Source organism: Pseudactinotalea suaedae (genome assembly GCF_009733815.1).
GTDB classification, from domain to species: domain Bacteria; phylum Actinomycetota; class Actinomycetes; order Actinomycetales; family Beutenbergiaceae; genus Pseudactinotalea; species Pseudactinotalea suaedae.
The window spans coordinates 57,837-72,658 of sequence record NZ_WNXY01000001.1 but is presented as its reverse complement, the minus strand read 5'-3'; the positions used below and the strand labels follow the sequence as shown (position 1 = coordinate 72,658).

The 14,822-nt window shown below is 71.7% G+C and carries 16 protein-coding genes; 5 read left to right on the top strand and 11 right to left on the bottom strand.

What is annotated here, in order from left to right; genetic code table 11:
• The first annotated feature begins 16 nt into the window (after positions 1-16).
• The gene (locus GPA04_RS00355; RefSeq protein ID WP_156221208.1) at positions 17-835 is read left to right on the top strand and encodes an aminoglycoside phosphotransferase; all 819 of its coding nucleotides are present in this window, start codon (positions 17-19) and stop codon (positions 833-835) included.
• Here the strand turns inward: GPA04_RS00355 and GPA04_RS00350 are convergent.
• A complete protein-coding gene (locus tag GPA04_RS00350) occupies positions 816-2,615 on the bottom strand; it encodes a proline--tRNA ligase (protein WP_156222313.1) in 1,800 nt (599 codons plus the stop codon). The two genes, GPA04_RS00355 and GPA04_RS00350, sit on opposite strands and share 20 nt — an antisense overlap.
• A gap of 85 nt (positions 2,616-2,700) precedes the next feature.
• Here GPA04_RS00350 and GPA04_RS00345 point away from each other — a divergent pair, with 85 nt between their 5' ends.
• Both GPA04_RS00345 and GPA04_RS00340 read left to right on the top strand, forming a co-directional pair.
• Positions 2,701-3,582: an Fpg/Nei family DNA glycosylase gene (locus tag GPA04_RS00345; protein WP_156221206.1), complete on the top strand. Its 882-nt coding sequence runs from the start codon at positions 2,701-2,703 to the stop codon at positions 3,580-3,582.
• A 121-nt stretch (positions 3,583-3,703) separates the two neighbouring features.
• Complete coding sequence (locus tag GPA04_RS00340; RefSeq protein WP_156221204.1) at positions 3,704-3,919, top strand: hypothetical protein; 216 nt, start codon at positions 3,704-3,706, stop codon at positions 3,917-3,919.
• A 4-nt stretch (positions 3,920-3,923) separates the two neighbouring features.
• On the opposite strand, the gene GPA04_RS00335 is transcribed toward GPA04_RS00340, so the two are convergent.
• The 4 genes from GPA04_RS00335 to GPA04_RS00320 form a co-directional block, all read right to left on the bottom strand.
• The gene (locus GPA04_RS00335; protein ID WP_156221202.1) at positions 3,924-4,757 is read right to left on the bottom strand and encodes a GNAT family N-acetyltransferase; all 834 of its coding nucleotides are present in this window, start codon (positions 4,755-4,757) and stop codon (positions 3,924-3,926) included.
• A 39-nt stretch (positions 4,758-4,796) separates the two neighbouring features.
• A complete protein-coding gene (gene ispG, locus GPA04_RS00330; RefSeq protein WP_156221200.1) occupies positions 4,797-5,951 on the bottom strand; it encodes a flavodoxin-dependent (E)-4-hydroxy-3-methylbut-2-enyl-diphosphate synthase in 1,155 nt (384 codons plus the stop codon).
• 96 nt (positions 5,952-6,047) lie between these two features.
• Positions 6,048-7,358, bottom strand: coding sequence for a M50 family metallopeptidase (locus GPA04_RS00325; RefSeq protein ID WP_156222311.1), 1,311 nt, complete (start codon positions 7,356-7,358; stop codon positions 6,048-6,050).
• 46 nt (positions 7,359-7,404) lie between these two features.
• Positions 7,405-8,337, bottom strand: a complete 933-nt coding sequence (locus GPA04_RS00320; RefSeq protein WP_156221198.1) for a helix-turn-helix transcriptional regulator — start codon at positions 8,335-8,337, stop codon at positions 7,405-7,407.
• An 84-nt stretch (positions 8,338-8,421) separates the two neighbouring features.
• Here GPA04_RS00320 and GPA04_RS00315 point away from each other — a divergent pair, with 84 nt between their 5' ends.
• Together GPA04_RS00315 and GPA04_RS00310 are read left to right on the top strand one after the other, a co-directional pair.
• Positions 8,422-8,832, top strand: a complete 411-nt coding sequence (locus GPA04_RS00315) for a VOC family protein (protein WP_156221196.1) — start codon at positions 8,422-8,424, stop codon at positions 8,830-8,832.
• Between the two features lie 46 nt (positions 8,833-8,878).
• Complete coding sequence (locus GPA04_RS00310) at positions 8,879-9,316, top strand: DUF2695 domain-containing protein (protein ID WP_156221195.1); 438 nt, start codon at positions 8,879-8,881, stop codon at positions 9,314-9,316.
• A gap of 15 nt (positions 9,317-9,331) precedes the next feature.
• Here the strand turns inward: GPA04_RS00310 and dxr are convergent, their stop codons facing one another.
• Genes dxr through pyrH form a run of 6 tightly spaced genes read right to left on the bottom strand, consistent with a single transcriptional unit; the run spans position 9,332 to position 14,797 of the window.
• The gene (dxr, locus tag GPA04_RS00305) at positions 9,332-10,525 is read right to left on the bottom strand and encodes a 1-deoxy-D-xylulose-5-phosphate reductoisomerase (protein ID WP_156221193.1); all 1,194 of its coding nucleotides are present in this window, start codon (positions 10,523-10,525) and stop codon (positions 9,332-9,334) included.
• Positions 10,522-11,070 carry a DivIVA domain-containing protein gene (locus tag GPA04_RS00300; protein WP_156221191.1) on the bottom strand — a complete coding sequence of 183 codons (549 nt, stop codon included), beginning with the start codon at positions 11,068-11,070 and terminating at the stop codon, positions 10,522-10,524. The genes dxr and GPA04_RS00300 overlap by 4 nt, the downstream gene beginning before the upstream one ends.
• Before the next feature lie 34 nt (positions 11,071-11,104).
• Positions 11,105-12,274, bottom strand: coding sequence for a dual-specificity RNA methyltransferase RlmN (rlmN, locus tag GPA04_RS00295; protein ID WP_156221189.1), 1,170 nt, complete (start codon positions 12,272-12,274; stop codon positions 11,105-11,107).
• Positions 12,275-12,276: 2 nt separating this feature from the next.
• Positions 12,277-13,461, bottom strand: coding sequence for a phosphatidate cytidylyltransferase (locus GPA04_RS00290; protein WP_366464046.1), 1,185 nt, complete (start codon positions 13,459-13,461; stop codon positions 12,277-12,279).
• 2 nt (positions 13,462-13,463) lie between these two features.
• Positions 13,464-14,021 carry a ribosome recycling factor gene (gene frr, locus GPA04_RS00285; protein WP_156221187.1) on the bottom strand — a complete coding sequence of 186 codons (558 nt, stop codon included), beginning with the start codon at positions 14,019-14,021 and terminating at the stop codon, positions 13,464-13,466.
• On the bottom strand, positions 14,018-14,797 hold the full coding sequence (gene pyrH, locus GPA04_RS00280; RefSeq protein ID WP_156221185.1) for a UMP kinase: 780 nt from the start codon (positions 14,795-14,797) through the stop codon (positions 14,018-14,020). Before pyrH ends, frr begins: the two co-directional genes overlap by 4 nt.
• Positions 14,798-14,822 lie beyond the last annotated feature (25 nt).

Sequence of the window (14,822 nt, the reverse complement as noted above, 5' to 3'; positions counted from 1 at the left end):
GGGTAGCCTGGCAGGGATGCACCCGACCGACCACGTCCTGGATCTGTTCGCTGTCCCCGGTGGGCTCGAGCCGCTGGCCGGCGGCCAGGGAGGTTCGTTCCGCGCCGGCGACCTCGTGCTCTCCCCCGGGCGCGACGCCGCCGTCCACGACCTGCTCAGCCCCGTGATCGCCAGGCTGGCGGTCGACCTCGACACCCGCGCGGGGCGGGACCGGCAGGACCTGCGGATCGCGATGCCCATCCCCGCCCGTGACGGCTCCTGGGTGGTCGACGGCTGGGGTGCGTCCCGTTTCGAGGACGGCGCGCAGCTGCTGGTCGACCTGGAGGCCACGCTCGCGGTAGCCGCCGTGCTGCATGCCGAGCTCGCGGAGCGGGTCCGCGACTGGCCGCTGGCGCACCAGCCGCCGCGCGACCGCTGGGCCGCCGCCGACCGGATCGCCTTCGGGGAGGCTCCCGGGGATGCGGAGGCCGCCGGGCCGGGGGCTGCGCCGCTGGTGCGGTGGCTGCTCGACGAGCGCGACCTCGACGCCGATCTCGGTGCGTCCCAGCTGGTCGACGGCGACCTCGCGGGCAACGTGCTGCTGGATGCCGACGGCGCACCGGTGGTCATCGACATCGCGCCCTACTGGCGGCCGCCGCTGTGGGCCGAGGCCACCTGCGTGCTCGACTCGGTGATGTGGTGGGGTGCCGATCCCGACGCGATGGTGCGGTGGCGCGAGGGCGCACCACGCCAGGCGATGATCCGCGCGGCCCTGTTCCGGGTGCTGAGCGACCGGCCCGACGACACCGCGGTGTTCGAGCGGGCCCTCGCCCCGCTCAGCCCAGCGCTGCGGTGACGGTCTCGACCAGGTGGGACACGGCGTCGTCGGGCGCCAGCTCGGCCCGCCCACCCGTCGCACGGGTACGGACCTCGACGACCCCGGTCGCCAGGCCGCGGCCGACCACCAGCGTGTAGGGCACGCCCAGCACCTCGGAGTCGGCGAACTTCACACCGGGCGAGGTCTTGGGCCGGTCGTCGTAGAGCACCTCGAGGCCGGCGGTCTCCAGCGCTGCGGCCAGCCGCTCGGCCTCCTCGAAGACGGCCTCGTCCTTGCCCGTCGCCACGACGTGCACGTGAGCGGGGGCGACCTGGATCGGCCAGCTCAGGCCGGCGTCGTCGGCGGTCTTCTCCGCGATGCAGGCGAGCGCTCGCGTGACGCCGATGCCGTACGAGCCCATGGTGACCGTGACGGCCTTCCCGTTCTGGTCGAGCACCTTGAGGTCGAGGGCCTTGGCGTACTTCTGGCCGAGCGCGAAGATGTGGCCGATCTCGATGCCGCGGGCCAGCTCGAGCGGACCGGAGCCGTCGGGGGCCGGGTCGCCCTCCTTGACCTCGGCCACGTCGAGGACGCCGTCGGCGGTGAAGTCGCGACCGGCGACGAGCCCGAACGTGTGACGGCCGTGCTCGTCGGCTCCGGTGATCCACGCGGTGCCGTCGACCACCCGCGGGTCCAGGAAGTAGCGCACCGCCCCGCCCGTGCCGTCGGCGCTCTCGCCGCGCGGTGCGCCGTTCGGTCCGAGCACCATCGGCCCGATGTAGCCCGCGACCAGCTCGGGGTGCCGGGCGAGGTCGGCCTCGGTGGCCTGCGCCACGTCCGCCGGGAAGGCCACCGCCTCGAGCCGCTTCATGTCGAGCTGGCGGTCGCCGGGCATGCCGATGACGACCAGCTCGCGCTCACCACCCGGGTGGGCGTAGGTGACGACCACGTTCTTGAGGGTGTCGGCAGCGGTCCAAGGGATGCCGTCCGCTCGCGGGTGCTCGGCGTTCGCGAGGTCGACCAGCGACTCGATGGTCGGGGTGTTCGGGGTGTCGTGGACGACGGCGGCGGGCAGGTCCGCGATCGCGCTCGCCTCGAGCGGGGCCGGGGCGAGCGTGGCGACGGCCTCGACGTTGGCGGCGTACCCGCCGGGAGACCGGACAAAGGTGTCCTCACCGATGTCGCACGGGAACAGGAACTCCTCGCTCCGCGACCCGCCCATCGCGCCCGACGTCGCGGTCACGATGACGAACTCCAGCCCCAGGCGCGTGAAGATCCGCTGGTAGGCCTCGCGCTGCGTCTCGTAGGAGACCTCGAGACCGGCGTCGTCGATGTCGAAGGAGTACGCGTCCTTCATGATGAACTCGCGACCGCGGAGCAGCCCGGCGCGCGGACGCGCCTCGTCGCGGTACTTGGTCTGGATCTGGTACAGCGTGGCGGGCAGGTCTTTGTAGGAGCTGAACAGGTCGCTGACCAGGAGCGTGAACATCTCCTCGTGGGTCGGCGCGAGCAGCATGTCGTTGCCCTTGCGGTCCTGCAGCCGGAACAGGTTCGGGCCGTACTCGGTCCAGCGGTCGGTCGCCTCGTAGGGCTCACGAGGCAGCAGCGCCGGGAAGTGGACCTCCTGCGCGCCGGCCGCGTTCATCTCCTCCCGGACGATCGCCTCGACCTTGGCCAGCACCCGCAGACCCAGCGGCAACCAGCTGTAGATCCCCGGCGCCGCCCGCCGGATGTACCCGGCGCGCACCAGCCACCGGTGGCTCGCGACCTCGGCATCGGCAGGGTCCTCACGCAACGTCCTGACGAACAGGCTCGACATCCTCAGCACGCGGGTGAGTCTATGCGGGCTGCAGGTGCCGCCCGCCCAGCCCCCGCTCCGCGACGTCAGCCCCTAGATTTGAGACATGCCCGAGATGCCTGAGGTGCAGGGGCTGGTCGACTTCCTCGACGAGCGCCTCCGCGGTCGCACGCTCACCGACGTCCGGCCGGTCGCGTTCACCGCGCTCAAGACCTTCGCGATCGGGCCGGAGAAGCTGCTCGGCGGCGAGGTCACGGGCGTCGCACGGCACGGCAAGTGGCTCGACGTCGTCGTGAGCACGCCCGAGGGCGAGAGGCATCTGGTCTTCCACCTCGCCCGGGCGGGCTGGGTGCGCTGGTACGAGGAGATGCCGACGACGACCCCTCGCCCCTCCCCCAAGTCGCCGCTGGCGTTCCGCGTCGGGACCGATGCCGGGACGGGTTTCGACCTCACCGAGGCTGGGACCAAGCGCAAGCTCGCGGTCTACCTCGTCGAGGACCCCGCCGAGGTGCCGATGGTCGCCACCCTCGGTCCGGATCCGCTGGATGCGGACTTCACGCTCGAGCGGCTCCGCGCCCTGCTGCGCACCAAGAACCAACAGATCAAGGGTCTGCTCCGCGACCAGGCGATCATCGCCGGCATCGGGAACGCCTACTCGGACGAGATCCTGCACGTCGCCCGGATCAGCCCGTTCGCCAAGACCACGGCGATCGCCGACGACGAGGAGATCCTGACCCGGCTCCACGCCGCCATCGGCGAGACGCTGCGCGCGGCGATCGCGACGTCGTCGGGCAAGCCCGCGAAGGAGCTCAAGGACGCCAAGCGCTCGGGCATGCGCGTGCACGGCCGCACCGGCCAGGCGTGCCCGGTCTGCGGGGACACGGTCCGCGAGGTCAGCTTCGCCGACTCCTCGCTGCAGTACTGCGCCACCTGCCAGACGGGCGGCAAGATCCTCGCCGACCGGCGCATGTCGAAGCTGCTGAAGTAGACCGTCACCGCGGATCTGACGGCGCCGTCGGGGCCCGGTGGCCCGCCTGGTGACGTAACGTCGGACGTGCGGAGAGCCCGCGATCGTGGGTCACCCCACGACGTGCGCAAGGAGAGAGACCATGACGAGCAGCCCGAACCCACCGTTCCCCGGCTTCATCGGCCGCGACGAGGACGGCGACCTCGACTTCCGACCCGCGGTCGACCCCGAGGCGATCGCCTCCGACGACGAGGAACCGCTGGACCCCGACCTCGACGAGCGCGGGCAGAGCTCGGCCGACGCGGATCAGACCGCCGCGACCCGGGGTGTCCGCGAGGGCGACGTCCCCCACGAGTGAGCGCTCAGAACAGGATGGTCGCGAAGGTGCCGACCTGGCGGAACCCGACGGCGTCGTAGGCGCGGATCGCGGCCTCGTTGTAGGAGTTGACGTAGAGCGAGACCGTGGGCGCGATGTGTGCGCGCGCGTACTCGACCACGGCCGCCATGCCGGCTCGCGCGAGCCCGCGTCCGCGCATCTCGGGCTCCACCCAGACGCCCTGCACCTGGGTGACCCCGAGCGCCACGGTGCCGAGCTCGGCCTTGAACACGACCCGGCCGTCCTCGATCCGGGCGAGCGACCGCTTCGCGGCCACCAGCGAGCGGACACGGCGCTCGTAGCCGCCACCGATGCTCAGCGGTGAGTGGCCGACCTCCTCGGTGAACATCGACACGCAGGCAGGCATGAGGATGTCGAAGTCCTCGTCGGTCGTCAGCCGCACCGCGGGGTCGGGCTCGACCTGCGGGTCGGCGGTGATGACCATCGAGGGCTGGTCGGGGCGCACGTCCCGGGGGCTGGGCGACGTCGGCGCGAGCAGGTCCCACAGCGACATCACCCCCTCGGCAGGCCCCACGATCGAGGAGTAGCGCCGCGCGCGCCGCCGTACCTCCGCCGCGACCTCGGACATCGCCGACGGCTCGATCCCCAGCGGAACCATGTTCCCGCCGGTCCAGCACAGCCCCGCGAGCCCGGCCGGGGTGCTCACGCACAGGAGCTGGTCACGCAGCTGCGGGCTGGTGACCATCGCCTCGACGTGCTCACCCAGCAGCGCCGCGTCGACCGGCTGCTGATGGCAGTACTCCAGCACGCTGCCCATGTCGACCGCGCGGGCGTCACGGACGAGGATCGGGGACGGCATCGCCGTGCTCTGCCAGGGCCAACGCGCCACGGCGGGCCGTCAGGAGACGGAGACGGTCGGTTCGCCGGCCGCTTCCATGGTCGCGGCGATCCGGTGCGCCTCCTGGAGCAGGGTCGCGACGATCTGGTCCTCCGGCACGGTCGCGATCACCTCGCCCTTGACGAAGATCTGTCCCTTGCCGTTGCCGGAGGCGACGCCGAGGTCGGCCTCGCGAGCCTCGCCCGGCCCGTTCACGACACAACCCATGACGGCGACGCGCAGCGGGACCTCCAGGCCCTCCAGGCCCGCGGTCACCTCCTCCGCCAGCGAGTACACGTCCACCTGGGCACGGCCGCAGGAGGGGCAGGAGACGATCTCGAGCTTGCGCTCGCGCAGGTTGAGCGACTGCAGGATCTGCAGGCCGACCTTGACCTCCTCGGCGGGCGGCGCGGACAGGGACACCCGGATGGTGTCGCCGATGCCCTTGCTCAGCAGCGCACCGAAAGCGGTGGCGGACTTGATGGTGCCCTGGAACGCCGGGCCGGCCTCGGTGACGCCGAGGTGCAGCGGCCAGTCCCCCGCCTCCGAGAGCAGCTCGTAGGCCCGGACCATGATCACGGGGTCGTTGTGCTTGACGGAGATCTTGAAGTCGTGGAAGCCGTGCTCCTCGAACAGCGAGGCCTCCCAGACGGCGGACTCCACCAGCGCCTCGGGCGTCGCCTTGCCGTACTTCTCGAGCAGGCGCTTGTCGAGCGAGCCGGCGTTGACGCCGATCCGGAGCGAGACCCCGGCATCGGCGGCGGCCTTCGCGATCGCGCCGACCTGGTCGTCGAACTTGCGGATGTTGCCCGGGTTGACCCGGACCGCCGCGCAGCCCGCATCGATCGCGGCGAACACGTACTTCGGCTGGAAGTGGATGTCCGCGATCACGGGGATCTGCGACTTCTTCGCGATGATCGGCAGCACCTCGGCGTCATCGGCCGTGGGCACGGCGACGCGCACGATGTCGCAGCCCGACGCCGTCAGCTCGGCGATCTGCTGCAGCGTGGCGTTGATGTCGGTGGTCTGGGTGGTCGTCATCGACTGCACCGAGATCGGCGCGTCGCCGCCCACCTCGACACTGCCGACGCGGATCTTCCGGGTCTTGCGTCGCGGGCTCAGGACCTGAGGGGTCTCCTTGACAGCAGGGATGCCCAGCGCGATCGGAACAGTCACGTTCGGCAGTATCTCACCGCGAGGTGAAGATGCTGTGGCGAGCGGGTGCTGAAAGCCCCCGTGGTGTCACGTCTCACAGCTGGGGCGAAACCCCCGCTAGGTGAGGACCACCGGTTCCACGATGTCGGCGACGGCCAGGAGCAGCCCCATGCCCACGAACAGGATGAACACCGCGTAGGTGAGCGGCATCAGCTTGGCGGTGTCCGCGTAGCCCGGGTTCGGCCGGCCGCGCCAGCGAGCGACCTGCCGGCGGCCGCCCTCGAACAGCGCGCCTGCGATGTGCCCGCCGTCCAGCGGTGGCAACGGGATCATGTTGAACACGAACAGCGCCATGTTCAGGCTCGCCAGGATCGTCAGCAGCCAGAACAGCTGCGCCGTGAACCCGTCCTCCGCGTTGGCCTCGTTGAGGTCCCCGGCGACGCGGCCGATGCCGATGACCCCGATCACGTTGGGATCGCGCTCGCCGATGCCGAAGACCGCCTGCGCGATCGAGGCCAGGCGCTGCGGCAGCGTCAGCACCACCCCGACCGTGGCGCTCAGCTGCTGGCCGACCACGCCCGGGACCTCGGTGAGCGGCTGCGGCTCGCGCACGACGGCCGAGACGATGCCGACGTAGGGCACCTCCTGGACCGTGGTGCTGCCGTCCTCCCCCGTGACCTCGCGCTCGACGAGGGTCGGTGTCACGGTCAACGTGGTCGGGGTGCCATCGCGTTCGACGACGACCTCGGTGGGCTCGGCACCGCCCTCCCGGATCGCTGCGGAGACGTCCGTCCAGTCCTCGACCGGCGTGCCACCCCAGGAGACGATCACGTCGCCGGCCTCGAACCCCGCGTCGACCGACGGCGCGGGAGCGGCGTCGGCCTCGCACTCGCCGTCGCCGGTGGTCTGCACGCACGCGGCCACCGAGTCGACCGCGTTGGTCGCGACCGGGAAGCCGATGCCCGAGACCACGATCGTGAACAGCAGCGCGCTGAGGATGAGGTTGACCACCGGGCCGCCGAACATCACGGCGAGCTTCTTCGGCGTGCTCAGCTGGTAGAACGCTCGCTTCTCGTCGCCCGGCCCGATCTCCTCGAGCGAGACCTCGCGGGCGTCGTCGGCGACGTTCTTCGCCCAGCCGACCAGGCCGCGGCGCCGGATCCGGTCCTCGGTCGCGGACTCCGGGCTCTGGTCCGTCCTGGCCGGCGGGAACATCCCGATCATCCGGACGAAGCCGCCGAGCGGGATCGCCTTGACCCCGTACTCGGTCTCGCCTCGACGGCGGGACCAGATCGTCGGTCCGAAGCCCACGAAGTACTGCGGCACCCGCACGCCGAACTTCTTCGCAGGCAGCAGGTGCCCGATCTCGTGCAGGGCGATCGAGACAATCAGGCCCACGGCCACGGCGAGCACGCCGATCCAGAACATCACCGGGTCATGGTAGGCACCGATGCTGAGCGTGGGTACGTATCGATCACCGGCGGCCGTACAGCGCGACCAGCTCGGCACCGATCGAGGCGAGCTCAGCCACGACGTCCGGCGCGTCGAGCACCTCGACGCGGCTGCCCCATCCAGCGAGCTGTTCGGCGAGGCCGCGCGGGCTGTGCGCCGCCACGACGGCGGTGTCGTCGTCGACCGGCTCGAACCCGGGACCGAGCTGGGCCGCGAGGACCGTGCGGGCGAACGCGTCGGCTCGCACGGTCGCGCGGGTACTGGTGCGGGCGGCGCCCACGGTCGCGGTGGTCTGCGCCCACTGCTCGTCGACGAGCGCCTCCTGCGGGCGCTCGAACCGCTCGTCGCCGACCTCGACCCCGCCCATCCGGTCCAGGCGGTACGTCCGCGGCCCACGTGCGGTCCCGGCGAGCAGGTAGGCGACACCGGCCTTGTCCACGAGCCGCCACGGGTCGACCTCCACGGCGCGCTCCGCCTCCCCGCCAGGGCGCCGGTAACGAATCGTGCAGCGTCGCCGCTGCACGATCGCGTCGCGCAGCGCCCGCTCGTCGGGGAACGGAACTTCCGAGCGCTCCTGCCAGCGCCACGGCTCGACACGCACCGCTGCGGCCGCCGCCTCGGCGCCCTCTCGGAACGGTGCGGGCAGCGCCCTCACGAGCTTGTGGAGAGCCGCACGTGCCGTCGCGTCGCCGTCGACCCGCCCGAGCGTCAGGAACAGGGCACGGACCTCGGGCTCGGTCAGCCCGCTGAGGTCGGTACGGGCGCCGCCCACCAGCTGCCAGCCGCCACCGCGACCACGCTGCGGGTAGACCGGGACACCGGCGACGCCGAGCGCCTCGAGATCGCGTCGCGCGGTGGCGACCGAGACCTCGAGGTGCTCGGCGAGCTCGGCGGCCGTGACCCGACCACGCCGCTGCAGGTACAGCGTCGCCGCCACGAGTCGGTCCGCACGCACAGCCTCACGCTAGCCAGAAAAGTGCTCACAGGGTGCGCACTTCAGCGCACAGGCTGGTGGGACACCGACTCGAAGGAGACCTCCATGTTCCGCGGACCCGCCACCCTCAACCTCTACGCCGCCGACATGCCGGCGGCGATCGCCTGGTACACCGAGCTGTTCGGCATCGAGCCGTACTTCCGACGCCCCGAGGACGGACCGACGGCGTACGCCGAGTGGCGCATCGGTGACCTCCAGACCGAGGTCGGCATCATCGACGCGACGTGGGCCCCCTACCCCGTGGGGTCCGCCTCCGGCGCCGTGCTGCACTGGGCGGTCGACGACGTCGAGGCGGCCTACGCCCGCCTGCTCGATCTCGGCGCCGCTCCTGTGCAGGGGCCGACGCCGCGCGGCGAGGGCTTCGTGACCGCATCCGTCTGCGACCCGTTCGGGAACGTCCTCGGCGTGATGACGAACCCGCACTACGACCAGCAGCACGCCGACCTGGTCGGCTGAGCCGGTGGAGACGGCCGATGTCGGAGGGGTCGCGTAGAACACCCGTATGAGAGACATCGATCTGGATCCGGGCGGGCCCGACACCTGGGCCGACCAGCTGCTGCGCGAGCTGGCCGACGGCCTCACGCAGCCGCACGCGGGCGAGTGCTTGCAGTGCTACGTCGCGCGCATGCTCGAGGAGTTCCGGTGCGACTGCACGCTGCGCTTCGCGCTGAACTACCGCGACCGCTGCGCACCGCGAGCCACCGGGCTCGCCGACCGGCTCGCGCGCGCGGGCGGCTGCTGCGACTGCGAGATCTTCCTCAACGGCTGGGTGCCGCATCCTCGGCTGTGGACGCCCGGTTCCACCGAGGTCGACGGCGGGATCACGTTTCGCAGCGATCCTGAGCCACCCGATCACCTGCCCGAGTGCACCGGCGTGCGCACCGGATCGACCCAGCCCTGCGCGCTGTGGGTGCGCCGCGGCAGGTCCTCCTGGTGGTGACGGCCAGGTCGCGGCTCAGCGGCCGGCGAGCAGCTCACCGGCACGGACCCGCGCCCAGCTCTCCGCCGCCACCACGGCGTCGAGATCGAGGTGCGCGGCATCGGTGCCCTCGTGCTCGTCCAGCACGCGCGTGACGGTGTCGACGATGTCGAGGAAGCCGATCCGACCGGACAGGAACGCCTCCACGCACTCCTCGTTCGCGGCGTTGTAGACGGCGGGGTGGGTCGCTGAGGCCTTGACGGCCACGCGGGCCAGGTCCAGCGCGGGAAAGGTCTCGTCGTCGACGGGCTCGAAGGTCCAGGCGGTCGCCTCGTCCCAGCGGCAGCCGCGCGCCGCACCGGGCACGCGGTCGGGCCAGCCCAGCCCGAGCGCGATCGGCAGCCGCATGTCGGGCGGCGAGGCCTGAGCGATGGTCGAGCCGTCGGTGAACTCGACCATCGAGTGGACCACCGACTGCGGGTGGACCACGACGGTGATGTCGGCGACGTCCACCTCGAAGAGCAGGTGCGCCTCGATCAGCTCGAGCCCCTTGTTGACCAGGGTCGCCGAGTTCGTCGTCACCACCGGGCCCATCGCCCAGGTCGGGTGCGCGAGCGCCTGCTCGGGTGTGACGGCCGCGAGCTCGGCTCGCGTGCGGCCGCGGAACGGGCCGCCCGAGGCGGTGAGGATGATCCGTGCCACCTCCTCGCGCCGCCCGGCGCGCAGCGCCTGCGCGATGGCCGAGTGCTCGGAGTCGACCGGGACGAGCTGGTCGGGACGCTGCTGAGCGGCCCGGACGAGCGGACCGCCCGCGATCAGGGACTCCTTGTTGGCCAGCGCCAGCGTCGAGCCTGCGCGCAGCGCGGCGAGCGTCGGCGCCAGCCCGATCGATCCGGTGATGCCGTTGAGCACCACGTCGGCACCGGCGCCGGCCGCCTCGGTGGCTGCGGTCGGGCCCACCACGACCTCGAAGCGCGGGACCGCCGAACCGAGGCGCGCCGCCGCGGCGGCGACCGCCTCGCGCACCGCCTCGGCGGATCCGTGCGCGATCGCCACGAGCGGCACACCGAACCGGACCACCTGCTCGGCGAGGACGTCGAGCTGGCCTCCCCCGGCGGCGAGGGCGGCCACCTCGAACTGCTCGAGGTTGGCACCGATGACGTCGCACGCCTGGGTGCCGATCGAGCCGGTGCTGCCGAGCAGCGCGACCGAACGCCTCGACCGGCTCACTCGACCGCGAGCAGCACGTCGACGGTGCGGTCGAGGAAGGCGTCGACAGCGCCCTCGCCGTAGGCGCGGTCGCCCGAGGCGGCCGGGAACGTCGCCGACCGCACCTCGGCAGCGCTCAGCTCCGCGCCGGAGTCGAAGTAGTCCACGATCCGGTCGAGCAGGGCGTCTACGGCCTCGCTGTCGTAGCCGCGGCCACGCTCGGGCGGAGCGAACCGCTCGCCGGCGGGGCGCACGAGCCGTCCGTAGAGGGTCGTCGCGCGCTTGGCGACGTCCTCCATCCAGACGCCCTGTCCCTCGGTGCGGATGCTGCGGGCGCGCGCTCGCTTCACGAACGCGCCCTCGAGACGATCGAGGGCCGCGTCGACGTGGGCCGGGTCGTAGCCGTGGCGCACCAGGTCGAAGGCGGCGCTGCGCACGTCGTCGGCGGTCATGCCGCCGTCGGCGTCCGACTCGTACGCCGCGCGGGCCTCCTCGAAGAAGGTGTCGACCTGCTCGACGTCGTACCCGCTCGACCATCTGCCGCTGCGCGGGAACGTCTCCGCCATCTGTCTCTACTCCCTCAGGCCACTGCGCCGGCCGCTAGCTCTGGATCGCGAGCTGTCCGCAGGCGCCATCGATGTCGCTGCCCCGAGTATCGCGCACCGTGGTGGGGATCCCGGCAGCACGGAGCCGTGTCACGAACTCGTCCTCCACGTGCTTCTCGCTCGCGGTCCAGATCGAGCCGGGCGTCGGGTTCAGCGGGATCGGGTTGACGTGCACCCAGCCGCGGCCGCGCCGGTTCAGCTCCTCGCCCAGCAGGTCGGCGCGCCAGGCGTGATCGTTCATGTCCTTGATCAGCGCGTACTCGATGCTCACGCGACGCCCGGTGGCCTCGAAGTAACGGCGGGCGGCGTCGAGCGTCTCGCCCACCTTCCACCGGGTGTTGATCGGCACCAGCTCGCTGCGGAGCTCGTCGTCGGGCGCGTGCAGCGACAGCGCGAGCGTGACCGGGATGCCCTCCTTGGTCAGCTTGTCGATCGCCGGGACCAGGCCCACGGTCGAGACGGTGACGTTGCGCGCACTCATCCCGAAGCCCGAGGGCGAGGGCTCCACCAGCCGGCGGACCGCACCGATCACGGCCTTGTAGTTGGCGAGCGGCTCCCCCATCCCCATGAACACGATGTTCGAGAGCCGGCGAGGCGCACGCGCCAGCTCACCGTTGCGGCACGCGAGGGCGGCGTGACGCACCTGCTCGATGATCTCGGCCGTCGAGAGGTTCCTCGTCATGCCCATCTGACCGGTCGCGCAGAACGGGCAGGCCATGCCGCAGCCCGCCTGGCTCGAGACGCACAACGTCGCGCGGTCCTTGTAGCCCATGAGGACCGACTCGACCTTGACGTCGTCGAACAGCGACCAGAGCGTCTTCACGGTCGCGCCGCCGTCGGCCTCCATCCTGCGGACCTCGGTGAGCAGGTCCGGGAGCAGCGTCGCGGCGAGGTCGTCCCGCACGGCCGCCGGCAGGTCGGTCATGGCCTCCGGGTCCCGCACCAGGTGGGTGAAGTAGTGCGTCGAGACCTGCTTCGCCCGGTAGCCCGGGTGTCCCATCTCGGCGAGCACGGCGGAACGCGCGTCGACGTCGAGATCGGCGAGGTGCTGCGGCGGCTTGCCACGCCGCGGCACCGAGAAGCTGAGGGTGGGCAGCGTGGCGGCGGCCGCCGCCGGGTCGTCCGCCGGCCGTACCTGGCGTCCCGTCTGCGCGATCCGTGTCATGACTAGCTCCCGAGCACTGCGTAGAAGATGAGGAACGCGACAGGTGCCGCGAACAACAGCGAGTCGACCCGATCCAGGACGCCGCCGTGGCCGGGCAGGATGGTGCCCATGTCCTTGACGCCCAGGTCGCGCTTGATCAGCGACTCCGCCAGATCGCCCAGGGTCGCGGCCGTGACACCGGCGACGCCGAGCGCGAGCCCGGCCCACCAGGGACCCTGCAGCACGCCGACCATCAGCCCGACGCCCACACCGGACGCGAGCACGTAGGAGCCGACGAGGCCCTCCCAGGACTTCTTCGGGCTGACGATCGGCGCCAGCCTGGTCTTGCCGAAGAGCACGCCGGCCAGATAGCCGCCGGTGTCGCTGGCCACGCAGATGCAGATGTAGGTCAGCACGCGCCACGGCCCGTCGTCGGCCGCGAGCATCAAGGCGATGAAGCCGGCCATGAACGGTATGTAGGCGGTGGCGAACACCGCCGCCGTGGCGTCGCGCAGGGCCGCGACACCACCGCCGTCGAGCACGCGCCAGATGAATGCACCGCCCGACGTGAGCACGCTCGCCACCAGCAGCGCCTCCACGCCGGCGGTGTAGGCCGAGACCATGATGCCGACGGTGCCCACCAGCAGTGGCAGCAGCGGCAGCTTGATGTCGCGCACGGCCACCGCACGGCTGAGCTCGTACAGGCCCAGCGCGCACCCGATCACGGCCACCCCGAGGAGGGCCTCCTTGCGCCAGAAGAACAGGCTGGCGACCACCAGGAGCCCGAGCCCGAGTCCCACGCCGACAGCGACGGGGACGTTGCGCCCGCCCGACGGCAGCGGGGTGGAGGTGTCGCCGATCTGGCCGTCGGCGACCGGGCCGGGCGCCTCGTGGCCCTCGAGCCCGACGACGGAAGCCGGGGCGGGCTCGACGCGCGGGCCTGGCTCCCCGACGGGGGTGGTCTCGACGACCGGGTCGGCCTCCACGACCGGGCTGGTCTCGACGACGGCCGGCCGGACCGCCGGGACCTCACCGGAGGGTGCTTCCCCACCCTCCGAGGCCGCACCCGGCGTCGTGGCCTCCTCCGCGGTCACCGAGACCGCGCGGCTCGCCTCGCGTGCCGCACGCCGCTCGGCCTCGCGTCGCTCGCGCCGAGACATCGGCGCGGGGACCTGGCCGGAGGCATCGGCCGCGTGGGGATCCGCCATGCTCAGACCTCGAGCAGCTCCTTCTCCTTGCCGGCAAGGAGAGAGTCGATCAGGTCGGTGTGCTTCTTGGTGAGCGCGTCGAGCTCGCCCTGCGCACGGTTGACCTCGTCCTCGCCCGCCTCGCCGTCCTTCGCGATGCGGTCGAGCTCTTCCTTGGCGCGGCGGCGCACGTTGCGCACGGAGACGCGCGCGTCCTCGCCCTTGGTCTTGGCGAGCTTCACGTACTCGCGGCGGCGCTCCTCGGTGAGTGCGGGGAGCACCAGCCGGATCACGTTGCCGTCGTTGGAGGGATTGACGCCGAGGTCGGAGTCGCGCAGCGCCTTCTCGATGTTCGGCATCGAGCTCTTGTCGAACGGGCTCACGAGGACCGTGCGGGCATCGGTGATCTGGAAGGACGCGAGCTGCTGCAGCGGCGTGGGGGCGCCGTAGTAGTCCACCGAGATCTTCGCGAACATCCCGGCGTTCGCCCTGCCGCTGCGGATGTTGCTCAGGTCCTCACGGGCGACCTCGACCGCCTTGTCCATCTTCTCCTCGGCCTCGAAGAGGGTCTCGTCGATCACGCCAGCTCCTTGCTCTGCTCGGTCTGCTCAGCTGTTCTCACCGCGTCGGCCCTGTGGTTCGCGACCACGGCCTCCGACGCCACCAGTGTTCCGATCTTGTCACCCTCGAGGGCCCGCGTGACGTTCCCTGCCGGGCGCATGCCGAAGACACGCATCGGCATCCCGTTGTCACGGGCCAGCCCGAACGCCGTCGAGTCCACGACCCGGAGGTCGCGGCGCAGCGCGTCGTCGAAGCTGATCGCGTCGATCCGGGTCGCGGTCGGGTCGATGTGCGGGTCGGCGGTGTACACCCCGTCCACGCCGTTCTTGGCCACGAGCACCTCGTCGCAGCTCGTCTCGAGGGCTCGCTGCACGGCCACGGTGTCGGTGGAGAAGTACGGCATCCCGGCACCGGCCCCGAAGACCACGGCGCGGCCCTTCTCCATGTGCCGGATCGCGCGCAGCGGGATGTAGGGCTCGGCCACCTGACCCATGGTGATCGCGGTCTGCACCCGCGTGCTGACGCCCGCCTTCTCCAGGAAGTCCTGGAGGGCGAGGCAGTTCATCACGGTGCCGAGCATCCCCATGTAGTCGGCACGGGACCGGTCGATGCCGCGCTGGGACAGCTCGGCGCCGCGGAAGAAGTTGCCACCGCCCACGACGACGGCGACCTGGACCTCGTCGGCCATCGCGGCCGCGATCTCGGTCGCGACCGCGGCGACGACGTCCGGGTCCAGCCCGACCTCACCACCGCCGAAGACCTCACCGGAAAGCTTGAGCAGCACGCGACGCGTCATGGTGTCCTTCCTCGCGCTCGTCCGA